Raw genomic sequence first — 23,172 nt, forward strand, 5'->3', positions numbered from 1 at the left:
GCCAGTAGGCCGTGGGCAAGTGCGCCACCGTCACGCCGTGACGGCGTACGCGCGCGACAAACTCGTCGCTCGACCAGACATCCGGGCCGCGCAACACGACCGTCGCGCCGACACACAGGCTCGGGAAAAGCTGTTCGACGAAGCCGTCGAAGTTCACCGTCGAGAATTGCAGCACCCGGTCGGCGGCACTGAGCTTCGCGTAGGCAATGGTGGCGTCGACGTGGCCCGTGAGTGCGCCATGCGAGATCGCCACGCCCTTCGGAACGCCGGTCGAGCCGGACGTGTGGATGACGTACGCCAAATTGTCGCTGTGCAACGCCACGTCGGGCGGCAGCGGCTGGCCGTCGGTCAGAACGGATTCGTCGATATCTAGACGCTGCACGCCCGCCGACAACGTCAGCGAGACGTCGGCCTGCGAGAGCACGACGCGCACCCCGCTATCGTCGATCATGTGCGCGATGCGCGCCGCCGGATATGCCGGATCGAGCGGCACATAAGCGCCGCCTGCCTTCATGACGGCCAGCAACGCGACCACCATGTCGATGGAGCGATGCATCGCGACACCGACGCGCGCTTCCGGCGTGACATGCATGCCGATCAGGCGGTGTGCCAGCCTGTTGGCCGCAGCGTCGAGTTCAGCAAAGCTCAGGCTGCGCTCGTCGAGGACAAGCGCCACGGCATCGGGGGTGCGTCGCGCCTGCGCCGCGATGCGTTCGGGCACGAGGGTCGTCGCGACGTCGGTCGCCACAGCCTCGCCCAACGCCGCGAGTGCGTTCGTCGTGTCGGCGCTCGGGGTCAGTGCGTCAACCACGCGCTGACCGGTCGCAGGGGCGTCGGCCAACGCGCTCAGCAACGTCAGGTACTCGCGACGCAGCCGTGTCGCCTGTGCGTCCGAACAACGCGTCGCGTCGAAGCGCCAGCCCAGCGTGGGCGTGCCGCGCGTGGCGACCGTGAGCGTGACTGGATAGTTGGTGCGCTCCCACCCCTGCACCTGCCCGACGCGCAAGGACGCATCGCCATCGAGCAGCCCGGCCGCCACCGGATAGTTTTCGAACACCATCAGGCTATCGAACGGTGCGGTGCCGTTCATGCCGAGCCATTGCTGAACGGAGGCGAGCGGCGTGTGCTCGTGCTCGCGCAGCGAGACGTTCTGTGCCTGCAACGCGCGCAGCCATTCCCCCAGGTCGCGCGACGGCTCGATGGCGACGAACAGCGGCAACGAGTTGATGCACAGGCCGAGCATGTCCTGCGCGCCGGGCAGCGACGCGGGACGGCCCGAGACCGTTACGCCGAACGTCACGCGCTGGCGGAAGCTATGCTGCGAAATCAGCATCGCCCACGCGCCCTGCATCACCGTGTTGATCGTGACCTGATAGCGCTGGGCGGCTTCGGTGAGTTTTGCCCCGAGCGTGTCGGGAAGCACATCCTCGAAGGTGAGCGCTTGCCCCGCAGCGCTGGACTCGCCAGCGGCGTAGGCCAGCAACTGCCCGCGCTCGGACGCATCACCGGCTTGCGCCACCCACCAGTCGCGTGAAGACGGCTGACGCGAGACCCAGTCGACGTAACGGCTGTACGGCACCGCCGGTGCCGCGTTCGCCTGTCCCGGCGTCTGGCCGTCGCACACCCGCCGATAGGTACCGACCACTTCGGCCATCAGCAAGGCGCTGCTCCAGCCATCGGTAATGGCGTGATGCGCTGTCCACACCAGATCGGCCGCATTGCCCGGACGCAGGAAGACGTTCACCCGCAGCAGCGGTGCGCGCTCGACGTCGAACCCGGCACGCAGATCGTTCGCCAGCCACTGCGTGAAACGGGCCTCGAACGCGGTCGTCGTTTCGTTGTCCGTCGCCACCGGATGCACGGTGAACGGCAGCTCGGCGCGTGACTGTACGATTTGCAGGATCGGGCCGCCATGGCCCCAGGCGAAACGCGTGCGCAGTGCGGCGTGACGTGCAACGGCGTGCTCCCACGCGGCGCGCAGGGCATCGACATTCAACTCGCCAACGAGCGTCACGCGCTTTTGCGTGATGTACATGCCCTCGCCGGGCAACGACAGATCGTGATACAGCAACCCTTGCTGGACTGCCGTGGCGGGATAGACATCCTCTACCCCCGACGCTTCCAGCGACAGCCGCTGCCATTGCGCGGCAGTCAGCGCCGCGCGCGGGAAGTCGCTGCGCGAGAAGAGGCGGGTGCGCTCGCGTGTCGCGGCCACCACGGCCTGCACCTGCGCGTCGAAACGCGCGATGCACTGCTCGACCTGTGCGGCATCGAGCAGATCGGGGTCGTAGTCCCACGTAATCGACAGCGCACCGTCCTGAATACGTGCGTTCAGATCGAGCGCGAACGGTGCAGGTGCCGCCACGGCCATCTCGCCGCAGGGCAGCGTCGACAGCGCGAACAGGCTGCCGCTCGCGACCGCCTGATCGAGGTTGCCGAGATAGTTGAAGCCGACCTGTGCGACGGGCAGCATTGCTACCGCATCGCGCACGTCGTCGCGCGCGTGCCACGCCAGCAGGCCCCAGTGCAGGCCCTTGTTCGGGACGTCGCGCAACGTGTCTTTCGTCGCGAGAAGCTGTTCGTCCAATGCACCGGTCGATGGCAAGCGCACCGGGTAGCGCGTCGTGAACCAGCCGATGGTGGAACTCAGATCGAGCTGGGCATGCTCGCCGCGACCGAGAGTTTCGCGACCGTGCCCTTCAACGGCAACAATCGCGTCGGCACCGCCGAAGACTTCACCCAGCGAGCGGGCCAGCACGCCCAGCAACGCTTCGTCCACCTGCATGCCCAAACGGCTGCGGGTCTGCGTCACCAGTTCGCGCGTCGACTGCGCGCCGAGCGACCACTGACGGGTCTGACGGGGCTTACCCGCACTGGCGCCGTCGAACAGCGGTTTCGCACCGGTGAGCGCGTCGCGCCACCACGGCAATTCGTCGATGACGTCCGCCGAATCGGCATGATCGGCGGCCGCCTGCACCCATACGCTCCAAGGGGTGTTATCCGGCAGCTCGATCGCGCGCAATTCGTGCGCGGCGTGGTAGGCACGCTCCAGCTCGTCGAGCAACACGCGCCAGGACACGCCGTCGACCGCCAGGTGATGGATGGTGACGAGCAGATAGGCGCCCTCGGGCACCTGCATGAGACTGGCCCTGAGCAGCGGTCCCTGCCCGATGTCGAGCGAGCGATGGACACGGGTGCCCTCGCGGTCGATGGCCGCCCGCCAGTCCGTCTCGGCGCGAAGGTCCAGCGTTTCGAGCAGGTTATGCGCGTCCACCGCCACGACCTGCTGCTGCCAGCCCGACGGCGTGTGCGTGAAGCGCAGCCGCAGCGCGTCGTGCGCCTGCATGACAGCGTCCAGCGCGCGTCGCAGCGCGGCGACGTCCGGCATGGATGCGCTATGCAGCAGCACGGCCTGATTCCAATGCGCTTCGCCGTGCGGGTGACGTTGGAAGAACGTCGCCTGAATCGGCGTGAGCGGCAGCGGGTCGCGGCACTCCACGTGTGTCTCGCGGCTGTGCAGCGGCTCCGCCAGCAGCGCGAGCCGCTCGATGTCCGGCGCGTCGAAGATATGGCGCGGCGTCAGCTTGAGCCCGGCGGCGGCGGCCTGCGCAATCACGCGCAGGCTCAGAATCGAATCGCCGCCGATCTCGAAGAAGTTGTCCGTCACGCCAACATCATCGCGTCCCAGCACGTCGCGCCAGATGTCGCGCAGGGCGGTCTGTACGGCGCCCACCGGCGCCTGACGTTCACGCAAGGCCATGTCCTGCGGCACCGGCAGCGCAGCACGGTCGGTCTTGCCGTTCGGCATGACCGGCAGCGCATCGAGGTGCACGAACACCGACGGCACCATGTGGGCGGGCAACTTGCGCTCCAGCGAGCGGCGCAGCACCACGTCCGCCACATCGCCCACGACGTAGCCGGCCAGTCGCGCGCCCTCGCCTGCGCCCACCAGCGCCACGACCGCGTCGCGAACCCCCGGCACCTGACGCAGCACGGCGTCGATCTCGCCCAGTTCGATCCGCAGGCCGCGCAGCTTGACCTGCGCGTCCAGACGGCCGAGGAAGTCGATACGGCCATCGGCGCGGCGTCGGCAGAGGTCCCCGGTGCGGTACATCCGGGCACCGTTGCCGATGAACGGGTCCGGCACGAACTTCTCCGCGCTCAATGCGGCGCGACCCAGATAGCCGCGCGCCAGCGTGTGGCCCGCGATGCAAAGCTCGCCCAGCGCATCGACCGGCGCCTCGAGACCGTGCTGATCGATCACGTAGACACGGCGCGACGGATACGGCACACCGATGGAGACGATGGCGTGCTGCGTGTCTTCGTCGCACGTGCGTCGGAACATGCAGGCCACGGTCGTCTCGGTCGGGCCGTAGAGGTTATCGAGCTGAATGCCCGCCAGCGGGCCATCCTGCCATTGCCGCAGCGCGTCGCCGGGCAGCCCCTCGCCGCCGACGGTGATCTGACGCAGCCCGGTGAGCGCTTCGCGCGACGGCGGATTGCGTAGCCATTGCTGCCAGTAGGCAGTCGGAATCCGCGAGAAGGTCACGCCCTCTTCGCTCAGATGACGGCTCGTGGTCTCCAGATCCCACGCCTGCGCGCCGCGCATCTCGATTTGTCCGCCCTTGCACAGGGCCGGCAGCATCTCGTGCAGCGCCACGTCGAAATTGATCGTGGACGATTGCAGTTGCTTGTCGTCCTGCGAGATCGCATACGTGCTCAGGAAGTCGTCGATGTGCTGGCTGAATGCGCTATGCGAGATCGCCACGCCCTTCGGACGCCCCGTCGAGCCCGACGTATAGATGACGTAGGCAAGCTGTTCGGGATGCACTTCCTGACAAACGACCTCGGTCGACGCCGGGTCCAGCGTATCGACGATGATGACTTCATGGCCGCTCAGGACATCGGCCATCGCCTGCGCGGTCGCGGCGTCGGCCAACACGCGACGCACGCCCGCGTCTTCCATCATGAACGCCAGCCGGTCGGACGGATACGACGGATCGAGCGGCACGAAGGCGCCCCCGGCACGCAGCACGCCGAGCAACGCCGCCGTCATCCACGGCGAGCGCTCGACGCACAGCCCGACACGCTCGTCGGCCAGCACGCCGGCGGCGGCCAGCGCCACGGCAATGCTGTTGGCCGCCGTGTCCAGCGTCTGGTACGTCCACCGGACGCCTTCGCAATGAATGGCCGGACGTTGCGGTGTGGCCCATGCCTGCGCCGCAATGCGATGCATCACCGGTTCGAACGCGTGACAGGTGAGCGGAGACGGTTCGATCCGTCCGGACAGCGTGATGGCGCCGACATTCGGCAGCACGTCGTTGGCCGGGCGGGCCAGTTGGTCGAGAATCGCGCGCAGGTCGTCCTGCAACTGGCGCAGGATCTGCGGCGCGATGCGCGACGCCCTGGCCTTCCAGCGCAACGTCAGCGTGTCGCCGGGCAGCACGGCGAGCACCAGCGGGTAATGGGTCTGCTCGGTCGTGGCGAAGGCGGCGAGCGACAACGACGCGTCGTCGGCACGCACGGCCGCATCGATCGGATAGTTCTCGAAGACGACGAGGGTGTCGAACAGCGCTTCGGCGGCGCGTCCGGTCCACTGCTGCACCTGACGCAACGGCGTGGTCTCGACGGCGCGCAATGCCGTGCCGCGCTGCTGCACGTCCTGAAGCCAATCGGCAACGCTCGACGCCGCAGGCACATCGATCCACAGCGGCAAGCTGTTGATGAACAGGCCCAGCGTCCGGTCGATCCCCGGCAGATCGTTCTCGCGGCCGGACAGCGTGACGCCGAAAGCGACCTGTGTGCGGTTGCCGTAGCGCGAACTCAACATCGCCCACGCGGCCTGCACCATCGTGTTGAGCGTGACGTGATACCGGCGCGCCGCATCGCGAAGGCGGGTGTCCAGCGCGGCGTCGAGCACATCGTCGACTTGCAGCAGGGTGCTCGACGTGGCGTCGTGTCCGGTCGGCCCTGCCGGCAGACTGGCGACCAGCGTCGCCGGTTCGTCCAGCGAGCGCATGCGGGCTTGCCAGTAGTCGGCGTGATCGGTCTGCGTGTCCAGCCAGCGCACGTACTCGCCGTACTGCGGCAATGCGCTTTCCTCGGGCAATGACTCGCCGCGATAGATCGCCAGCACCTCGGCGAGCAGACGTGCAGCGCTCCAGCCGTCGAGCAACACGTGGTGGTCGGTCCAGACGAGATCGGTCAGGCCGTCGGGGCGTGCGAACAGGTTCACACGCAGCAGCGGCGCGACGGCGAGGTCGAAGCCCTGCGCCAGATCGTCCGCGAGCCAGGCATGCAGACGCGCGTCGTAGGTCGCCTGCGGCCCGACGGACCAGTCATGACGCGTGTAAGGCAACCCGACATGACGCGAGACGACCTGCATCGCGTCGCCGCCGTGCGCCCAGCTGAAATGCGTGCGCAGAATGGCGTGACGTGCCATGACCTGCGTCCAGGCGTCGCGCATACGGTCGTGATCGAGCGCACCGCGCAGCGTCAGACGCTTCTGGTTCACGTAGATGCCGCGCCCGGACTGCATCAGGCTGTGGAACAACAGGCCGCTTTGCAACGGCGTAGCGGGATACATCGCTTCGATGTCGCCATTGGCGCCCACGTCCGCAATCGCGGCGACTTCCCGGCCGTTCGACGGACTCGCCGCGCCTGCCTCGGAGATCGGCTGCGCCAATGCGGCGAGCGTGGCGACGGTCTGTGCTTCGAACAATTGGCGTGCCGTGATCTTCCAGCCCTCGCGCGCGAGGGCCGTCACGATTTGCAGACTCAGGATCGAGTCGCCGCCAATCTCGAAGAAGTTGTCGTGACGGCCGATGCGGTCGATTTGCAACACCGACTGCCATGCGGTAGCGACGGCTTGCTCGGCGGGCGACGCCGGCGCCTCGAAGGTACCGCGATGCGCCCCGGCCTCAGCGCTCTCGCCACCGTGTGCAAGCATGAAATCGCTGGGCACGTCGTCTACCAGCGGCATGATGCTGCCGTCGGCGTTGCGCAACGTCACCTGCCCCACGGCAATGGAGGGATCGCCTGCCAGCGCCTCGCAGAAGTTCACGAAGTGCGCGGCCCAGCGAGCAACGCTCGCCTCGTCGAAGATCTCGCGCGCATAGGTCATCGCCGCGCTCACGGAGCCATCGGCAGCCTCCTCCGTGTCCAGCGTCAATTCGAACTGCACGTTCCGGCCTGCGATATCGATACGCGAGACCGTCAGGCCGTCGAGCGCGTCGAACACATGGTGATCGGGCTGGCGATGGTTGTGCACCACCTGAAAAATCGGGGTGTGCCGCAGGTTCCGCTCGGGATGGAGCGCGTCGACGAGCACGTCGAACGGCAGATCCCGATGCGCCTGCGCTCCGGCGGCATTCGCACGCACCGTGTGCAACAGAGCGCCAAGCGTCTGCGTGCGTAGCGGTTGCGCATGCAGGACCTGCGTGTTCACGAAGCAGCCCAGCACGTCGTTCACTTCCGGACGCTCGCGCCCGGCAACGGGAACGCCGACGCGAATGTCACGCTGGCCGGAGTGGCGATACAACGTCGCCATGTAGGCGGTCAGCAACGCCACGAAGAGTGTGCTGTCGTGACGCTGGGCGCTTGCCCGCAATTGGCGCGTGAGCGCCGCCGGCAGCACGAACGTATGGCGTGCGGCCGTGTAGTCCGCCAGCGACCGGCGCTCCCGATCCGCCGGCAACGCCAGCACCGGATGCCGATCGCCCAGCGTGGCGCGCCACCACGCCAGTTGACGCTCCCGCTCACCGGCGTCGAGCCAGCGGCGTTGCCACACGGCGTGGTCGGCGTACTGCACCGGCAACACCGGCAGCACCGGCGTCGTACCGTCCAGCGCCGCGCGATAACACGTGACGAACTCGTCGAGCATGCGGTCGATCGACCAGCCGTCGGAGATGATGTGATGCATCGAGACGAGCAGATGATGCTCGTCGGCACTCAACGTGACGATGCCCACGCGCAACAGCGGGCCCTGCGACAGGTCGAACGTCTCGCGCGCGAATGCGTTGGCGAGCGCTGCGGCTTCGGCCTGCGGATCGGCGGTGCCTGAAACGTCTTGATGACGCACAGCCACCGGCATCGTGTCGTGCACGATCTGGCGCGCGGCGACCGCTGCACCTGCACTTTGCGCGTCGCCTTGCGCCTGTGCGAACGTCACCCGCAAGGACTCGTGGCGAGCGACAAGCGTATCGAACGCAGCCTGAACCGCCTGTTTCGCGCGGTGATCGAACTTGCCCTGCAACCGAAGTCCGCCCGCGATGTGGTACGCGGAGCTTTCCGGTTGCAGATGCCAAAGGAACCACAGGCGTTGCTGCGCGTAGGACAGCGGCAGCACCGCGTCGGCGCCGCGAGGCACCGGCACGAGCGCGGGCTGTGTCCCCACGTCCCCCTGCCCTCCCTGCACGCCGCCTTCATGGTCGAGCGCTTCGGCCAGTTCCGCCAGACTCTGATGCTCGAACAGATGCCGCGGCGCGAGTGCGAGGCCCGCCTGCGTTGCACGCGTCACGACCTTCAGCGTGAGCAGCGAGTCGCCACCGATCGCGAAGAAATTGTCGTGACGCCCCACGGAGGCGACGCCCAGCACGTCCTGCCAGACCTTGGCCAGCACGGCTTCGGTGCCCGCGCGCGGCGCGACGTCGCCGCCACGGCCGAATTCGGGCGCAGGCAAGGCACGGCGGTCCACCTTGCCGTTCGCGGTCAGCGGAAACACCGGCATGACCACGATCGCCTTGGGCACCATGTAATCCGGCAGTACCGCACCCAGCGCGCTGCGCAGCGCAGGCACCTGAGCGGTGCCCGCCACGTGCGCGATCAGACGTGCGCCGCCCGGGCCTTCCTGCACGCTCGCGACCGCACCGTGTACGCCGGGCTGCGCGAGCAGTTGCGCCTCGATCTCGCCCAGCTCGATACGAAAACCGCGAATCTTGACCTGATGATCGATACGTCCGAGGTAATCCAGCTCGCCGTCGGCACGCCAGCGCGCCAGATCGCCGGTCCGGTACAGTCGGCCGCCGTCTGCCGCGAAGGTGTCCGGGATGAAGCGTTGTGCGCTCAGCGATGCGCGTTGCCAGTAGCCGCGTGCGAGGCCTGCCCCGCTCACGTGCAGTTCGCCCGGCACACCGATGGGCGCGAGTTCGCCCTCGCTGTCGAGCACGTACAGCCCGAGGTCGACGATGGCACGGCCCACGGGGCTGCGCGTCACGGCGAGGTCGTCCTGCGTGATCTGGCGGAACGTCACGTGCACCGTCGTCTCGGTGATCCCGTACATGTTGATCATGCGCGGGTGGGCGTCTCCAAAGCGCTCGAACCACGGACGCAGCGTCTGCGGCTCCAGCGCCTCGCCGCCGAACACGACCACGCGCAACGCCAGATCGTCCGCCGTCGCCAGCGCCGGGACTTGCAGCAACTGACGGAACGCCGACGGCGTCTGGTTGAGCACGGTCACGCGCTCGCGGCGCAACAGCGTCAGGAAGTCGTCCGCCGCACGGCTCACGAGGTACGGCACGATCACGAGCCGTGCGCCGTAGCACAGCGCGCCAAAGATTTCCCAGACCGAGAAGTCGAACGCATAGGAGTGGAACAGCGTCCACACGTCCTGCGCGCCGAAACGGAAGTCGGTATCCGTGGCGTCGAGCAAACGCCCGACATTCGCATGCGTGACGAGCGCGCCCTTCGGCTTGCCGGTCGAGCCGGAGGTGTAGATGATGTAGGCCAGATGCGATGGCAGCACCGGCACGTCAGGATTGCCCGGCGACGTCTCGTCCGAATCCCCGGCCGCGCTTGCGTGCTCATGATCGTGATGATCGAGCAGCAGCGTCTGCACGCCGTCAGGCACCGGAAGTTGCTCACGCAGACTTTCGCGCGTGAGCAGCAACGCCATGCCGCTATCGGACATCAGGAAACTCAGGCGATCCGCCGGATATTGCGGGTCGAGCGGGACATAGGCGCCGCCCGCCTTGAGTACGGCCAGAATCGCGACGACCATGTCCGGCGAACGCTCCAGCGCAACGCCCACGCGCGATTCGAGCCCCACGCCGCGCGCGATGAGCACGCGAGCCAGCCGGTTCGCGCGGGCATTCAGTTCGCGGTACGTCATGCCGACGTCCTCAAACGTCACGGCGATCGCGTCCGGTGTTTGCGCGGCGTGCGCTTCGATACGCCGATGCAACGGCAAGCCCGGCGACACCGGTTGGCTCGCGCTCCACTGCATCAGCCGGTCCTGCTCGTTCCGGTCGATCAGCGCCACGTCCCGCACCGCCTTCGCGGCATGGTCGATGAACGCTTGCACCGCGTTACACAGATGATCGGCCAGACGCGCGATGGTCGAGGCGTCGAACGTGTCGGCGTCGTAACGGAACCGGGGGGTGAGACGGCCATCGGCGAACGCCTGCACGTCCAGCGTGAGGTCGAATTGCGCTGCACTCGCGTCGATGCCATGCAGCGTGGCGGCCATGTCGGGCCAACGCGTGAGCGAACGCTCGTCTTGCTGGACATGGTTGTACATGACCTGGAACAGCGGCGTCTGGCCCATGCTGCGATGCGGCGCCAGGGCGTCAAGCAACACGTCGAACGGCAGGTCCTGATGCTGCTGCGCTTCAAGCGCCGTGTCGCGCACCTGCGCGAGCAGCGCCGCCAGCGTGCCGGCCGGTTGCACGTCGAGCTTCATCACCACGGTATTGACGAACAGCCCCATGAGCGGTGCGGTGCCCGCATGCTGGCGATTCGCCACGGGCATGCCGATACGCACGTCGTGGCTTGCGGTGTGCCGGCGCAGCACGAGGCCCAGCGCCGCCAGAATCAGCATCGACGGCGTCACGCCGTGCGTGGCCGCCACGCCCGCCAGTGCCGCGTGCACCTGCGGCGGGAAGTCGAACGCGTGGGCGGCAGCGCGTCGCGGCGCATTCCCCGCGCGCGTGCGGTCACCAAGGATGGCCGGCGCAGGTTCGTCGCCCAGATGGGCGCACCAGTAGGCCAGTTCCTGCTGTCGTGATTCGTGCTCGCGTTGATCGCGCTGCCAGACGGCAAAATCGGTGTATCGAAGTGCGGCAGGATCCTCGGTCGTCGACGTCGACTGGCCGCTCAGACAGGCCAGATAGTCGTCTGCCAGCGCGTCGACGAAGCCCTGCATGGACCAGGCGTCGCAAACGATGTGATGCAACGCCACGACCAGATGCGCACGACGATCCGGTGTCGTGAACAGCGCGGCGCGCATCAGCGGGCCATCGCGAAGATCGAACTGTGCGTCGATCCACGCCTGCGCCGCCGAGTCGAGCAAGGCCACGTCATCGAGTCGCGTCTGCGTCATCGTGAAGCGCGACGCCGTGTCGATGTCCGCAACCCGCTGCACCGGTTCGCCCTGCGCATCGGTATCGAACGTGGTGCGCAAGGCGGCATGACGGGCCACGCTGGCGCGCAACGCCCCTTCCAATGCCGACGCGTCAGGCGATACGCCGAACGTCAGCCGGCCGCCCACGTGATACGCGGTATCCGAGGCGTCGAGATTCCACAGGAACCAGAGACGGTGCTGCGCGTGCGTGAGCGGTGCAACGGTGTCATACGCGGCATTGCGCGCAATCAGCGGAACGGCCCCGGCCGTTCCCTTCTGCGCGACCTCGCCCTGACGTTGCGTCACGAGCCGCGCAGCATCGCGCAGGGCGGCCTGTTCGAAGACGTCGCGAACGTCGAACGGCACATGGAACGCGGCCTGCACGCGCGCGGCCAGTTGCACCGCCTGAATCGAATTGCCGCCGAGACGGAAAAAGTGTGCGCTGCCCACATCGATGGCATCGGTAGCGTGGCCAAGAACATCCGCCCAGATCGCCGCCAGACGTCCGGACACGGTGTCCGGCGACGCTTCACCTGCCACAGGTTTCGCTTCCACGCCCTCGTTATGCGACGCGCCGTAAGCCTCGTCGAACGTCCCACCGGCGTACACCGCCCAGGCGTCGAGCGTGCGCTCGCGCCAGCCGCGCGCCGCTGCGGAGCGTTGCAGCTTGCCGCTCGACGTCTTCGGCAGACCGCCCGGATTGAGCAGGACCACGACACCGAGCGCTTCGCCGAAGCGGGGGGCGACCACGGCGTCGAGTTCGTCGACGATCTGTGCCGGCGTCAGCAGCTTCTGCGTGCGGCGCGAGATTTCAGCGGCGAGACCGATGCTCTCGCGACCGTTGATTTCCACCGCGAATGCCGACACGCGGCCCGACCGAACGATGTCCAGTTCCGCTTCGACGACCTGTTCGACATCCTGCGGATACACGTTCTGGCCACGCACGATGATCAGGTCCTTCACGCGGCCCGTCACGTAGAGATGGTCGCCCCGCGTCATGCCCAGATCGCCGGTGCGCAGCCAGCGACGGCCCTCGTCCTCGACGAACGTCGCGGCGCTGGCCTCCGGATTGCGCCAGTACCCCGCCGTCACGCTCGGGCCGTTGAAGCGAATTTCGCCGATCTCGCCGTCGCCGAGCGTCTTGCCGCTGGTCGGGTCGACAATGCGTACCTCGTGGCCCTGCGGGGCCTTGCCGCAACTCACGAGCCACTTGGTCTCACCGTCGGCACCGTCCACTGACAGCGACGACATCCCGCTTGAGCGCGTCACCCCGGTCACGAGCAACGTCGCTTCGGCCAGACCGTAGCAGGGATAGACCGCGCCCGGCTGGAAGCCCCACGCGCCGAAGCGCTCGACGAACTCGCACAGCGTGTCGTGGCGTACCGGCTCGGAGCCCGAAAACGCGACACGCCAGCTCGACAGGTCGATGCCGTCCATCTGCGCGTCGCGCACACGCTCAGTGAGCAAACGGTACGAAAAGTCCGGCCCCCCCGAGATCGTGCCCCCGTGCCGGGCAATCGCTTCGAGCCAACGGATCGGCTGCTCCAGGAAGTGATTCGGCGACATCAGCACGAGCGGGATACCCGTGTAGACCGGCTGGAGCATCGTGCCGATCATGCCCATATCGTGCGGCAGCGGCAGCCAGCTCACGAACACGTCCGACGGCGTGACGCCCAGACGCTCCTGAATCGCCACCTCGTTGGCGATCAGGTTGCCGTGCGTGACCATGACGCCCTTGGGCGCCGAAGTCGACCCCGACGTGTATTGCAGGAACGCGATGTCTTCCGGCGTGAGATCGATGGCGATGCGCGAAGTGGATGCCGGCGCCCCCGAATCATCGATAACGATCAGCTCCGCCGTCTCGCCGTACAGGTCCAGCAGCGAGCGAGCGATCTGCGCGTGCTCCGGGGTCACCAGCACCCAGCGGGCCTGCGCGTCCGCGAGCATCACGCGCAGGCGCTCCGCGTACGCGTCGCGCGTGCGCCCGGGCGCGAAGGCGGGCACGGCGAGCACGCCCGCGTACAGGCAGCCGAAGAATGCAGTGAAATACGACAGGCCGCTGTCCATGAGCAGAATGGCGCGCTCGCCCTTGAGCGCGCCCCCACCGAGCCGGTGGGCGAGCGCGTTGGCACGCTGGTCGAGCTCGGCGTAGCCGTGCGACGTCTCGCCGCCAGCCTGCACGCAGATCAGTGCGGTGTCGTTCGGACGTTCGATTGCGAGCGATTGCAGTCGCTCAACCATGTGCTTGGGAGTCTGGGACATCGGAGTGCCTGAAGTTCGTTGCATTCTTTGCGATTCATTGCGTTCGTGGCATGCGTGTCATCCAAGGCGAACGGCGCGACCGAAGGGCCGCGCCTCGCTGGCATGCCGACAGGGCGCGCGCCGACTATTCGGGATGCTCGCCGTCGGTGCGCACGGGTGCCTGCGCATGCGGCCCGGCATGCGGCTTATGGCCCCCCGGCGTCTCACTCGATTCGCCGTCGCCCTGCTCGATCAGCCGTCCGTGCCCCGCATCGGCATGCATCTGACGCGCCAGATGCGCGCCATGACCGGCGTGACCCGCATGAGCGACGTGCGCGGGAGAAACGGATGGCGCCGGGTGCGGTTTGGGATGGACGGCAATCTTTCCGAGCATCGGCGCCGACGTGCCTGCGTCGGCCTGCACCGTCGGCGCTGTGGCGTCTTCCGTAATGCGACGCATGCGCTTGAGGAACGGGCATTGATCGGCTGCGGCAACGTTCTCGTCCTCAAGGAAGTACTGCTTCCATTCGAGGTTGCCCGGATCGCCGTAGAAGCCCAGGTCCGGGTGGGGGCCGACGGCGTCCCACTTGCGCAGCCGCTCGCGCACCTGCTCGCGCGCCTGACGCCCGATCACCTTGTTCGTGATGGTGTCGACGAACACCGCGCGCGGCTGGAACAGCAGCACCATGCCCGGCCCGAGGTTGCGACTGTGGCGCAACGAGAACGACGGGCAGGCGCAGACGACGAACATCTGAAGCCCGCCGTAGCCGAACTCCCAGTCCTCGTGCGAGGGCGGCACCTGATGATCCGCCTCGGGATCGGGGTCAACGTTGTGCAGATACTGCAACGTGTTCCAGAACAGGTCGTGATATTCGGCGTGCGTGAGCGGCGTGGCGTCCGGCTCGTAGAAGATCGCGATGTTGTTGCGTCGGAATTCCGGCTGCGACGCGAGACGCGCGAACGTGAGCATCGTGGCGGGCAGCGACGCATTGTCCTTGCCATTGACGAAGGTGTAGAACATCTCGCCGCGCCGCTCGGCAATCGTGCCGAAGAAGCACGGATACTCCGGGTGCATGACCTGCGTGCGCAACGTCTCGTACGAGGTCTCCAGCCAGTCAGGCAGTTCGATATCCCCGACCTGATCGCCGAGAATGACGCGCGAGCGCCAGTCGCTGGCCGTGGTGCGCTTGGGCGCAGGGGAATTCCCGGAAGCATCGGGGGCAGAGATAGAGCGTTGGGAACCCAGGGTATCGGGGGGATCGAGCTGCATGAGCTTCTCCGTCGAAACTGCGCGCGCCGGCCCGAGCCGGCTGTCATTGCGTCACGCATCGACCGTCGCCGGACAGCCGGCGGCGGGATGTGTGAACGTGCCTAGAATTTAGTAGTGCTAACAGGCTATTCGAGTCGATAGCCTTGAGTCTCTGGTCGCCGGCGCTAGGTGGGCGCGCCGGCGTCGCCGCGCATGGGCATGAGGCGCACTCGTCAGGCGAGTGCAGCAGAGGACTGCGGGGCCGGCATGGTGCCCGCATGGAGTGCCGCGATCCATTCGTCGGGGATGATCGGCTGATGGTAGGTGCATTCGTGCGACACCACGGTCGAGCCATGCAGACGGCCATCCGGAATCAGCACGCTGTCGCCCTGCTTCATCTTGAGCTGCATTCCCAGGTTGCCCCAGAAGATCATGTCACCCGACTCGATGACGACCAGACGGTGGTCGTTATGCACGTGCGTGGTCGAACACATCTCGCGAGGCTCGACGAACGTCTCCCGGTCGATGCCCGGGCATTCGACTTCGATACGTCCCTCGACTTGCTTCGCAAACGCGACGTAACGCTCGATGGCCGACAGCCAGCGCAATTGCTCGCCAAGGTCCCAACGGCCCCGTGCGGCCATGAGTTCGGCAGCGCCGAGCCCCTGACTGACGCGATACAGGCCCTGCTGGGCGTACTTGTCGTCGATTTGCGCCGTCGCGGCAGAGGCACGGCGAAGCAGATCCGCCACGGCGTCTTCCAGCGTCGGCTGCTGAATCGGCAAGCCATGGAGCATGTGCGGGCAGGCGGCAGCGGCGGCCTGACAGAACGCCAGCATTTCGGCCTCGGCAACGAACGCCGCGCCCAGCAGCGCAAAAGCCCGGTCCGGACGTGCGCCCAGCGCGTACAGCAGGTTGCACTTGGCAAGGCTCGTGGGCAGATAGAACTGCCAGTACGAATGCTCGCGGCGCGTCAGGTCGAGTGCCCCGGCAACGCGGGTGAGCAAGGCGTCCTGCGCGGCATCGACCATGACCGGACGGGCATCCGGTGAGACGGCGTCGAAATACCCGGAGGCCACCGCACGTGCAACGGCGGCGCGACGCGACGGCGCGAGGCTCCAGCGCTGGATCATGATGAAGCGCAGGCCCTCGGGCAGATACTCATTGCGCTGGAGCAGCGCGAACATCTCGCTCCACCACGCATGTTCGGTCTGCACGATGGCACGCAGGGCTTCGGTCAGCGACGCCGGCGTGGTGTCGGCCTTGCCCTCATTGCCGAGGAACGTGTAGGCATAGTTCTCGAGATACGGCCGGATGCGTGCACCGAGCACCTGATTGCGCTCGCTGTAGAACGCATCGGCGCTGGCAAAACCCTCGGCATCGCCGGGGCGCGGCATACGGGCGATGCCGACCTCGTTGATGCACATGAGCAGACGCTGGGACGCGAGCATCGGCAAACGGCTGACGGTCTCGGCGCGCACCGCCTTCTTGAACTGGAGGAATTCGAGATCCTCGGGACGCAGCGGTCGGCGATAGAAGTCTTCGTCCAGCTCCAACTCCTCGACGACGGCACTACGAAACGCCATATGCGACGCGAATTCCCGAATCAGGGGCAACGTTTCGTCGCGCACTTCGAGATAGGGGGCGAAATCGAACAGCGGGGGGAGGCCTTGCACGATGTCCATCTCCGTATTGACGTCAGGCGAGCGCCCGGACAGGCGTTTCGCTCACACCGACGGCGTCGCGCAGATGCGCGATCACCTGCGCCAGCAGCGCATCTCGGTGGGTATTGATGAAGAAATGCCCCGCAGGCACGCGCGCCGAGGCGAATGGCCCCGTCGTCTCGCCTGCCCACGCGGGGTCGTTTGCGGGAACGATGCAACGCGCGTCGTCCTCACCGTTGATCGCCAGCAGCGGACACGCCAGCGGCACGCGTGCTGGCGGATCGTAAGTGCCGCACAGGTGAAAGTCGGCACGCAGGGCGGGCATGACCAGCGCCATGAACTCGTCGTTCTCCAGCAGGCTGTCAGGCATACCGCCAAGACGCCGGACTTCGGCCTTGAACGTCATGTCGTCGCACGTCAGCCAGTGTGTCTCACGCTCACGCAGGCTCGGCGCCAGACTCGCCGACGCACCGAACCAGCAAGGCGTCACGCCCAGCCGGGCCCGCAGCACATGCGCGAGTTCCAGACCCACCAGCGCCCCCATGCTGTGCCCGAAGATGGCGAACGGTAATGGCGCCTGCCCCGGCACGACAAGGGACGTCAGTGCCTGTTTCGCCATGTCGTCGACGAATGCCGGCCAGCGATAAACCGGCGTATCGCCATGACGCACACCGCGACCGGCCGGATGCAGCGTCACCACACGAATCCAGTCGGGCAGCGAACGCTGCCAGTCGCGGAAAATCGCCGCGCTGCCTCCCGCATAGGGAAGACAGAACAGGAGGATCGGGGGGCGCATTGTGTCGGAAGGCGTCGGCGCGATAGGGTGCAGGCGAGGGTGCTGGCCCAATCAGTGCACCGACGCAGAGGCGTCGACAGCGGCCGACTGCCCGGCCTGCTCGCTCATCGCCTTTTGCAGGCTGAGCGGTCGCATGTCGGTCCAGTGCTCTTCGATGTACGCGAGACAAGCCGCCTTGTTGCCTTTCATGCCCACGGCGCGCCAGCCACCGGGGATTGCCTTGTAACTCGGCCAGATCGAATACTGCGCCTCGTGGTTCACGACAACTTCAAATTCCGCGTTTTCGTCATCCCAGCTCATTGAATCACTCCCTTGATGGTTCGTATTCCTTACCACTTGTTTCTCCGTCGAACGACCGATGTATGCGAGGGTCGTTACGAGGGTTCTTAGCAAGTTAATGAGAATCATTCTTCATTGGTGAGGTGGAATCTACAAAAGAGACATCGCCTCTGTCAACCGAATTTTGCTCATTTACTTCTAAATATTGGTCATCTTTGTAATATTTATATGACAGGCTTCTCGAATTTATCGGCTCGGCGGATACGATAGGCTTTCTCTGTAAATGAGAATCGTTCTATACTGTGCGCCGCGTCAGTGACGGCTTTCGCCAACCACCAGTTCGTTCACCAAACGACGTGCCGAGACCTGACAGGGCTCGGCCGTGCACGCCATCGAAGCAGATGCCACTCAAACCGAAGCGAATTCGTAGCGCCCTGTTCCTCCTTGTCGTTGCACTTCTGGCATTCGTGCTGTGGTTCACGATATTTCGACACGTCGAGCATGTGGAAACCGCAACCGTCAACCGGGGCAACCTGGAATTGAGCGTCACGGCGCTGGGCAATCTTCGTCCGCGAAACTACGTGGACGTTGGTGCGCAGGCGTCCGGCGCGATTCGCCGTCTGCATGTTCAGGCGGGGGCCCGGGTCAATAAGGGTGATCTGCTCGTCGAGATCGATCCGGCGGTGCAACAAGCCAAAGTCGATGCCGATCGGGCCAGCCTCGCCAGTCTGCACGCCCAGTTGGCGCAGGCCCATGCCGAGCGTGTGCTGGCGGCCCAGCGCGCAGCCCGTCAGCAGCAGATGATGAGCGACGGCGCGACGCGACTCGAAGACGTCCAGACGGCGCAAGCCAATCTGGACGTGGCCGCGGCCAGGATCAACGACCTGCATGCCCAGATCAACGGGGCGACGTCAACGCTCAAGGGCGACGAAGCGCAGTTGGGCTACACGCGTATCTATGCGCCGATTACCGGCACCGTGGTCTCCCTCGACGCGCGCGAAGGTCAGACCCTGAACGCCACCTATCAGACCCCGCTCATCATGCGCATCGCGGACTTGTCTCACATGACCGTGTGGACGCAAGTCTCCGAGGCCGACATCGGGCACGTGAAAGCGGGCATGCCCGTGTACTTCACCACCCTCGGCGGGCAGACCGACGCCGGCCCGCGACGCTGGCACGGCACGGTGCGTCAGGTACTGCCCGCGCCGCCCACGCCGCTGGACAAGAGCGGCGCCGACACTTCGCAACAGAGTCCGACAGGCAGCACGGGCAAAGTCGTGCTTTACACCGTGCTGGTCGACGTCGACAACGACGACGGCGTGCTGATGCCGGAGATGACCGCGCAGGTGTTCTTCATCATCGCCTCGGCGAAGAATGTGCTGCTCGCCCCGATGACGCCGCTCGTGCCCGTCAACGCGCAGGCAGGGGTCTTTACGGCCAACGTGCTGGTCGACGGCAAACCCGTCGAGCGCAAGGTGCGCATCGGCCTGCGTGATCGCCTCGACGGCGAAGTACTCGACGGTCTGAAACAGGGCGACGCGCTGATTACCTCAGTGAGCACCGTTCGCGCCGGGGCCGGGAGGTTCCAGTGGTAACCGACACCCATGCTGCGCCGACATCCGGCGAGCCGCCTGCGCCTGCGCCTGCCCCGCAGTCGATCCCGCTGATCGAACTGGTCGACATCTGCCGCAGCTACGGTGGCGAAGGCGGCACGCCGGCGACGCAGGTACTGCGCGGCGTCTCGATGCGCATCGATGCCGGGGAATTCGTCGCCATCGTCGGCGCTTCCGGCTCCGGCAAGTCGACGTTGATGAACCTGCTCGGCTGTCTGGACCGCCCCACCTCCGGGCAATACCGGTTCGCCGGTCAGGACATTGCGTCGTTCCGTGCCGATGAACTCGCGTGGCTACGCCGTGAAGCGTTCGGCTTCGTGTTCCAGAACTATCACCTGATCCGTACCCTCGACGCGCTGCACAACGTCGAGGTGCCCGCCGTCTACGCAGGCATGTCGCGCGCGGACCGGCACCACCGGGCAACGGAACTGCTCACCCGGCTGGGACTGGATGGGCGGATTCACCACCGTCCGCACCAGCTCTCGGGCGGTCAGCAGCAACGGGTGTCCATCGCCCGGGCGCTGATGAACGGCGGGCGCATCATTCTTGCCGACGAGCCGACCGGTGCGCTCGACACGCGAAGCGGCGCCGAAGTCATGGCGTTGCTGCGCGAGCTTGCCGACGCGGGTCACACCGTCATTCTGATTACTCACGACCGTGGGGTCGCCGCGCAGGCGCGCCGCGTCATCGAAATTCGCGACGGGCTGATCGTTTCGGATAGCGGCGAGGCGCAGCACGACGGTAGCGCGGGCGATCTGCTGCCGCCGCCCGACACCTCGACGCCGCCGGACAGCGCAGGCTGGACGCTGAACGCGCAAAACTTCGCGACCACAATGGCGCACGGGCTCTCGCGCTCGGCATCTCCGTGGGCAGACATCTACGAGGCGGTGCAGGCAGCGTGGCAGGTCCTGCTCGTGAATCGCTTCCGCACGCTGCTCACGCTACTGGGCATCATCATCGGGGTCGCGTCGGTCATTGTGATGCTCGCCATCGGGACCGGCACACAACGCACTGTCATGGCCAAGATTGCGAGTTTCGGCACCAACCGGATGTATGTGACGCCGGGCGGCGATACGGAGCGCGGCCCCGGCGGCACGCTATCGGAGGCGGATGCCGCGCTCGTCGCGCAGGTGCCCAACGTCGATATCGCAATGCCCTTCTTCGCGGGCAAGACCATCGTGCGCGCCGCCAATGTGGACGTCGGCACGCGACTGTGGGCCGTCACCGAGCAGGCCCCCCACGTGCTGAACTGGAACGTGTCGCGGGGCACCTTCTTCACGCCGCAGGACGTGCGCTCGCTGGCAACCGTCGCAGTCCTCGGCAAACGCATCAGCACCAAGCTGTTCGGCCCCGCCGACCCGCTGGGGCAATACGTGCTGGTGAACAACGTGCCGTTCCAGGTCATCGGCGTGCTGGCGGAAAAGGGGGCGACGTCCGGTCAGTCGAACGACGACGACGTGGTGCTCGTGCCGTCCAGCACCGGTAGCCGACGGGTTTTCGGCACCGCCAACCTGTCGTGGATTTCCGTGCTCGTGCACGACCTCGACAAGGTCGACGAGACGGCGGCAGACATCACGCGCGTGCTGACCGAAGCCCATCATGTGAAGGACTTCCAGGTCTACAATCAGGCGGCTTCGCTCAAGGCGCAGAGCGAAGCCCAGCAAACACTGACGCTCACGCTCGGACTGATTGCGGCCATTTCGCTCATCGTTGGCGGGATCGGCGTGATGAACATCATGCTCATGACCGTGCGCGAACGCACGCGCGAGATCGGCATCCGCATGGCGACGGGCGCGCGGCAGACCGACATCCTGCGACAGTTCCTGACGGAGTCCGTCATGGTTTCGACCGTCGGCGGCGTGCTGGGCCTCGTTTCCGGTCTGGCCTTCGGGCTGGTGCTCATTTTCTGGGGCGTCGATCTGGTGTTCTCCGTGCGGGCGATGCTCGCCGCGTTCGGATGCGCCCTCGCGACCGGCCTCGTGTTCGGCTACATGCCCGCACGTCAGGCGGCTCGCCTCGATCCCATCGTCGCTCTCGCGAGCGACTGACCGCCATGCGCAGCAAGCCCACTTCCCTCCCCTCCCAGCGCAAGGCGATGGCCTCGCTGTCGCTGCGTTCCCTGACGCTCGTTTGTGCTGCGGTCGTTAGCGGGTGCGCACTGCATGAGCCGCCCGCGTCCCGCGACGTCGCTACGCCGAGCGCTTTCCAAAGTGGCGCGGGGGCGTCCACGCCATTGCCCGTTCATCCCGTCGATCAGGCGTGGTGGCAGGCTTTCGGAAGCCCGTCACTCGACCGGGTGATCGCCATGACGGAGCGCGACAGTCTGGATGTCGCGGCGGCTTACGCCCGGGTGCGGCAAGCGCAGGCGCTCGCACGCATTGCGGGCGCGCCGTTGCTGCCGTCGCTCGACGGCAACGCCTCGGCATCACGGCAGGGCCGCATCGGCGGGAATGCCGACGTGTCCGGCACTGCGCTGACGTTAGGCGTATCGGCCACTTACGAGCTGGATTTCTGGGGAGCGAATCGCGCCGCACGCGATAGTGCGCTGGCGCAATTGCGCGCGAGCGCGTTCGACCGCGATACGGTCCGGCTCACGGCGACGGCGGGTGCGGCCAATCTCTGGCTGGCGCTGGCCGCAGCCCGCGAGCGCGCGTCCATCGCCACTCAGCAGCGCGATATTGCGGCGGAGGTCCTGCGTCTGGTTCGTGCTCAGGCACGCGCGGGTCAGGCAAGTCCGCTGGATCTGGCGCAACAGGAGGGACTGTACGATGCGCAACTGCGCAACCTCGCGGCACGCCGTCAGGACGCGACGGACAGTGAAAATACCCTGGCGGTACTGACAGGACACCATCTGGGCGACGTGCCGCTGGACACGCCGATGCTCGACGCGCTCACCGCACCGGCGGCCGTCGCGTCGTTGCCCAGCGACCTGCTCACGCGTCGCCCCGACATCGCGCGCGCCGAAGCGGTGCTCGCCGCCAGCGATGCCGACGTGCTCGAAGCCCGCGCACGCATGCTGCCATCGATCTCGCTCACGGGCGGCGTGGGGTTTTCGGGTGGACGTCTGAATACGGTGCTGGAGAATCCGATCTACAGTGTCGCGGCGAGCCTGAGCGCGCCCATCTTTCATGGCGGTGCGCTCGCAGGCGCGCGCGATCTGCGCGTCGCACAACGTGAGGCGGCACTGGCGGATTACCGGAAGACGATCGTTGCCGCGTTCGGCGACGTGGAAGCCTCGCTCAATGCCATTGACGGCATCAAGCGTCAGCAGGACGCACAGCAACGCGAACTGACGCAGGCACGCACCGCTTTCACACTTGCCCAATCGCGTTACCGCGCCGGAGCGGATACCTTGCTGACGCTGCTCGACACGCAGCGCACGCTGTTCACCGCGCTGGATCTGCAAGTGCAGTTACGGCTCGCGCGGCTGCAAGCATCGGTGGCGCTTTACAAGGCGCTCGGCGGTGGATGGCAAATGCCGGGCAGCCAGAGTTCCTGAGACGCCCGGCCTGATCCACTTCGTCCCGCCGTGTCCGCCACAGGTCACGATCGCCACCGGCTGATGACGCCACGCATGGCAAGGGACACCGTACGTGTCACTTCCGAGCGCCCGACATCGCCTCAGTGCCAACCGCGATGCCAGCCATAGCGCGGATGCCACCATCCCCAGCCATAGTGCGCGTGATAGCGCCACGAATAACCGGGACCCGGCACGACGCCGACGGGTGCGACGTAGACGACACCGGCAGGCGCGACCGTCGCGGGCTCCACCGGGGCGACCGGTGCGACCACGCAGCCGGACAGCGAAGCGCCCAACAGCAGCGACGCGGCTAGTGTGTAAAAAGATTGTGATTTCATGGTGAATCGTCCGGGCATTTGAGGGCAGATGCGTGGCATCTACCGTCGTAAACGCATGCGCAGCGACGCATGTTGACGTTGCGCCGTCGCGAATGTGTAAGCGCGTATTACCCGGTATTACGTCGCCGAGCCGC

At 66.6% G+C, this 23,172-nt stretch carries 9 protein-coding genes (1 of these 9 running past the window's edge); 3 read left to right on the top strand and 6 right to left on the bottom strand.

Features of this window, described 5'->3' with window-relative positions:
• From C5N93_RS13555 to C5N93_RS13575, 5 genes are all read right to left on the bottom strand, one after another.
• Positions 1 to 13,600, bottom strand: the 5' portion of a protein-coding gene (locus tag C5N93_RS13555; protein ID WP_242559660.1) for a non-ribosomal peptide synthase/polyketide synthase. 14,735 nt of this gene lie to the left of the window's left edge; the window shows 13,600 of its 28,335 coding nt (coding positions 1-13,600); its start codon is at positions 13,598 to 13,600; the stop codon falls past the left edge of the window.
• A 124-nt stretch (positions 13,601 to 13,724) separates the two neighbouring features.
• A complete protein-coding gene (locus tag C5N93_RS28445; RefSeq protein ID WP_347403304.1) occupies positions 13,725 to 14,849 on the bottom strand; it encodes a YqcI/YcgG family protein in 1,125 nt (374 codons plus the stop codon).
• 212 nt (positions 14,850 to 15,061) lie between these two features.
• Complete coding sequence (locus C5N93_RS13565; protein ID WP_242559661.1) at positions 15,062 to 16,513, bottom strand: peptide synthetase; 1,452 nt, start codon at positions 16,511 to 16,513, stop codon at positions 15,062 to 15,064.
• 13 nt (positions 16,514 to 16,526) lie between these two features.
• Positions 16,527 to 17,288, bottom strand: a complete 762-nt coding sequence (locus tag C5N93_RS13570) for an alpha/beta fold hydrolase (protein WP_242559662.1) — start codon at positions 17,286 to 17,288, stop codon at positions 16,527 to 16,529.
• A 51-nt stretch (positions 17,289 to 17,339) separates the two neighbouring features.
• The gene (locus tag C5N93_RS13575; RefSeq protein ID WP_150721794.1) at positions 17,340 to 17,588 is read right to left on the bottom strand and encodes an MbtH family protein; all 249 of its coding nucleotides are present in this window, start codon (positions 17,586 to 17,588) and stop codon (positions 17,340 to 17,342) included.
• 482 nt (positions 17,589 to 18,070) lie between these two features.
• Here C5N93_RS13575 and C5N93_RS13580 point away from each other — a divergent pair, with 482 nt between their 5' ends.
• The 3 genes from C5N93_RS13580 to C5N93_RS13590 are packed head-to-tail and all read left to right on the top strand — an operon-like array spanning position 18,071 to position 22,679.
• Complete coding sequence (locus tag C5N93_RS13580; RefSeq protein WP_242559663.1) at positions 18,071 to 19,162, top strand: efflux RND transporter periplasmic adaptor subunit; 1,092 nt, start codon at positions 18,071 to 18,073, stop codon at positions 19,160 to 19,162.
• On the top strand, positions 19,156 to 21,228 hold the full coding sequence (locus C5N93_RS13585; RefSeq protein ID WP_242559664.1) for a MacB family efflux pump subunit: 2,073 nt from the start codon (positions 19,156 to 19,158) through the stop codon (positions 21,226 to 21,228). Before C5N93_RS13580 ends, C5N93_RS13585 begins: the two co-directional genes overlap by 7 nt.
• A 5-nt stretch (positions 21,229 to 21,233) precedes the next feature.
• Positions 21,234 to 22,679: an efflux transporter outer membrane subunit gene (locus C5N93_RS13590; RefSeq protein ID WP_242559665.1), complete on the top strand. Its 1,446-nt coding sequence runs from the start codon at positions 21,234 to 21,236 to the stop codon at positions 22,677 to 22,679.
• A 122-nt stretch (positions 22,680 to 22,801) separates the two neighbouring features.
• On the opposite strand, the gene C5N93_RS13595 is transcribed toward C5N93_RS13590, so the two are convergent.
• The gene (locus tag C5N93_RS13595; RefSeq protein WP_242559666.1) at positions 22,802 to 23,038 is read right to left on the bottom strand and encodes a hypothetical protein; all 237 of its coding nucleotides are present in this window, start codon (positions 23,036 to 23,038) and stop codon (positions 22,802 to 22,804) included.
• Positions 23,039 to 23,172: the final 134 nt, after the last annotated feature.

Source organism: Pandoraea sp. LA3 (assembly GCF_022696215.1).
GTDB classification, from domain to species: domain Bacteria; phylum Pseudomonadota; class Gammaproteobacteria; order Burkholderiales; family Burkholderiaceae; genus Pandoraea; species Pandoraea capi.

Coding starts and splice junctions, on each gene's coding strand:
- C5N93_RS28445 (WP_347403304.1), bottom strand. CDS start 14,849: ATGCAGCTCGATCCCCCCGATACCCTGGGTTCCCAACGCTCTATCTCT.
- C5N93_RS13565 (WP_242559661.1), bottom strand. CDS start 16,513: ATGGACATCGTGCAAGGCCTCCCCCCGCTGTTCGATTTCGCCCCCTAT.
- C5N93_RS13570 (WP_242559662.1), bottom strand. CDS start 17,288: ATGCGCCCCCCGATCCTCCTGTTCTGTCTTCCCTATGCGGGAGGCAGC.
- C5N93_RS13575 (WP_150721794.1), bottom strand. CDS start 17,588: ATGAGCTGGGATGACGAAAACGCGGAATTTGAAGTTGTCGTGAACCAC.
- C5N93_RS13590 (WP_242559665.1), top strand. CDS start 21,234: ATGCGCAGCAAGCCCACTTCCCTCCCCTCCCAGCGCAAGGCGATGGCC.
- C5N93_RS13595 (WP_242559666.1), bottom strand. CDS start 23,038: ATGAAATCACAATCTTTTTACACACTAGCCGCGTCGCTGCTGTTGGGC.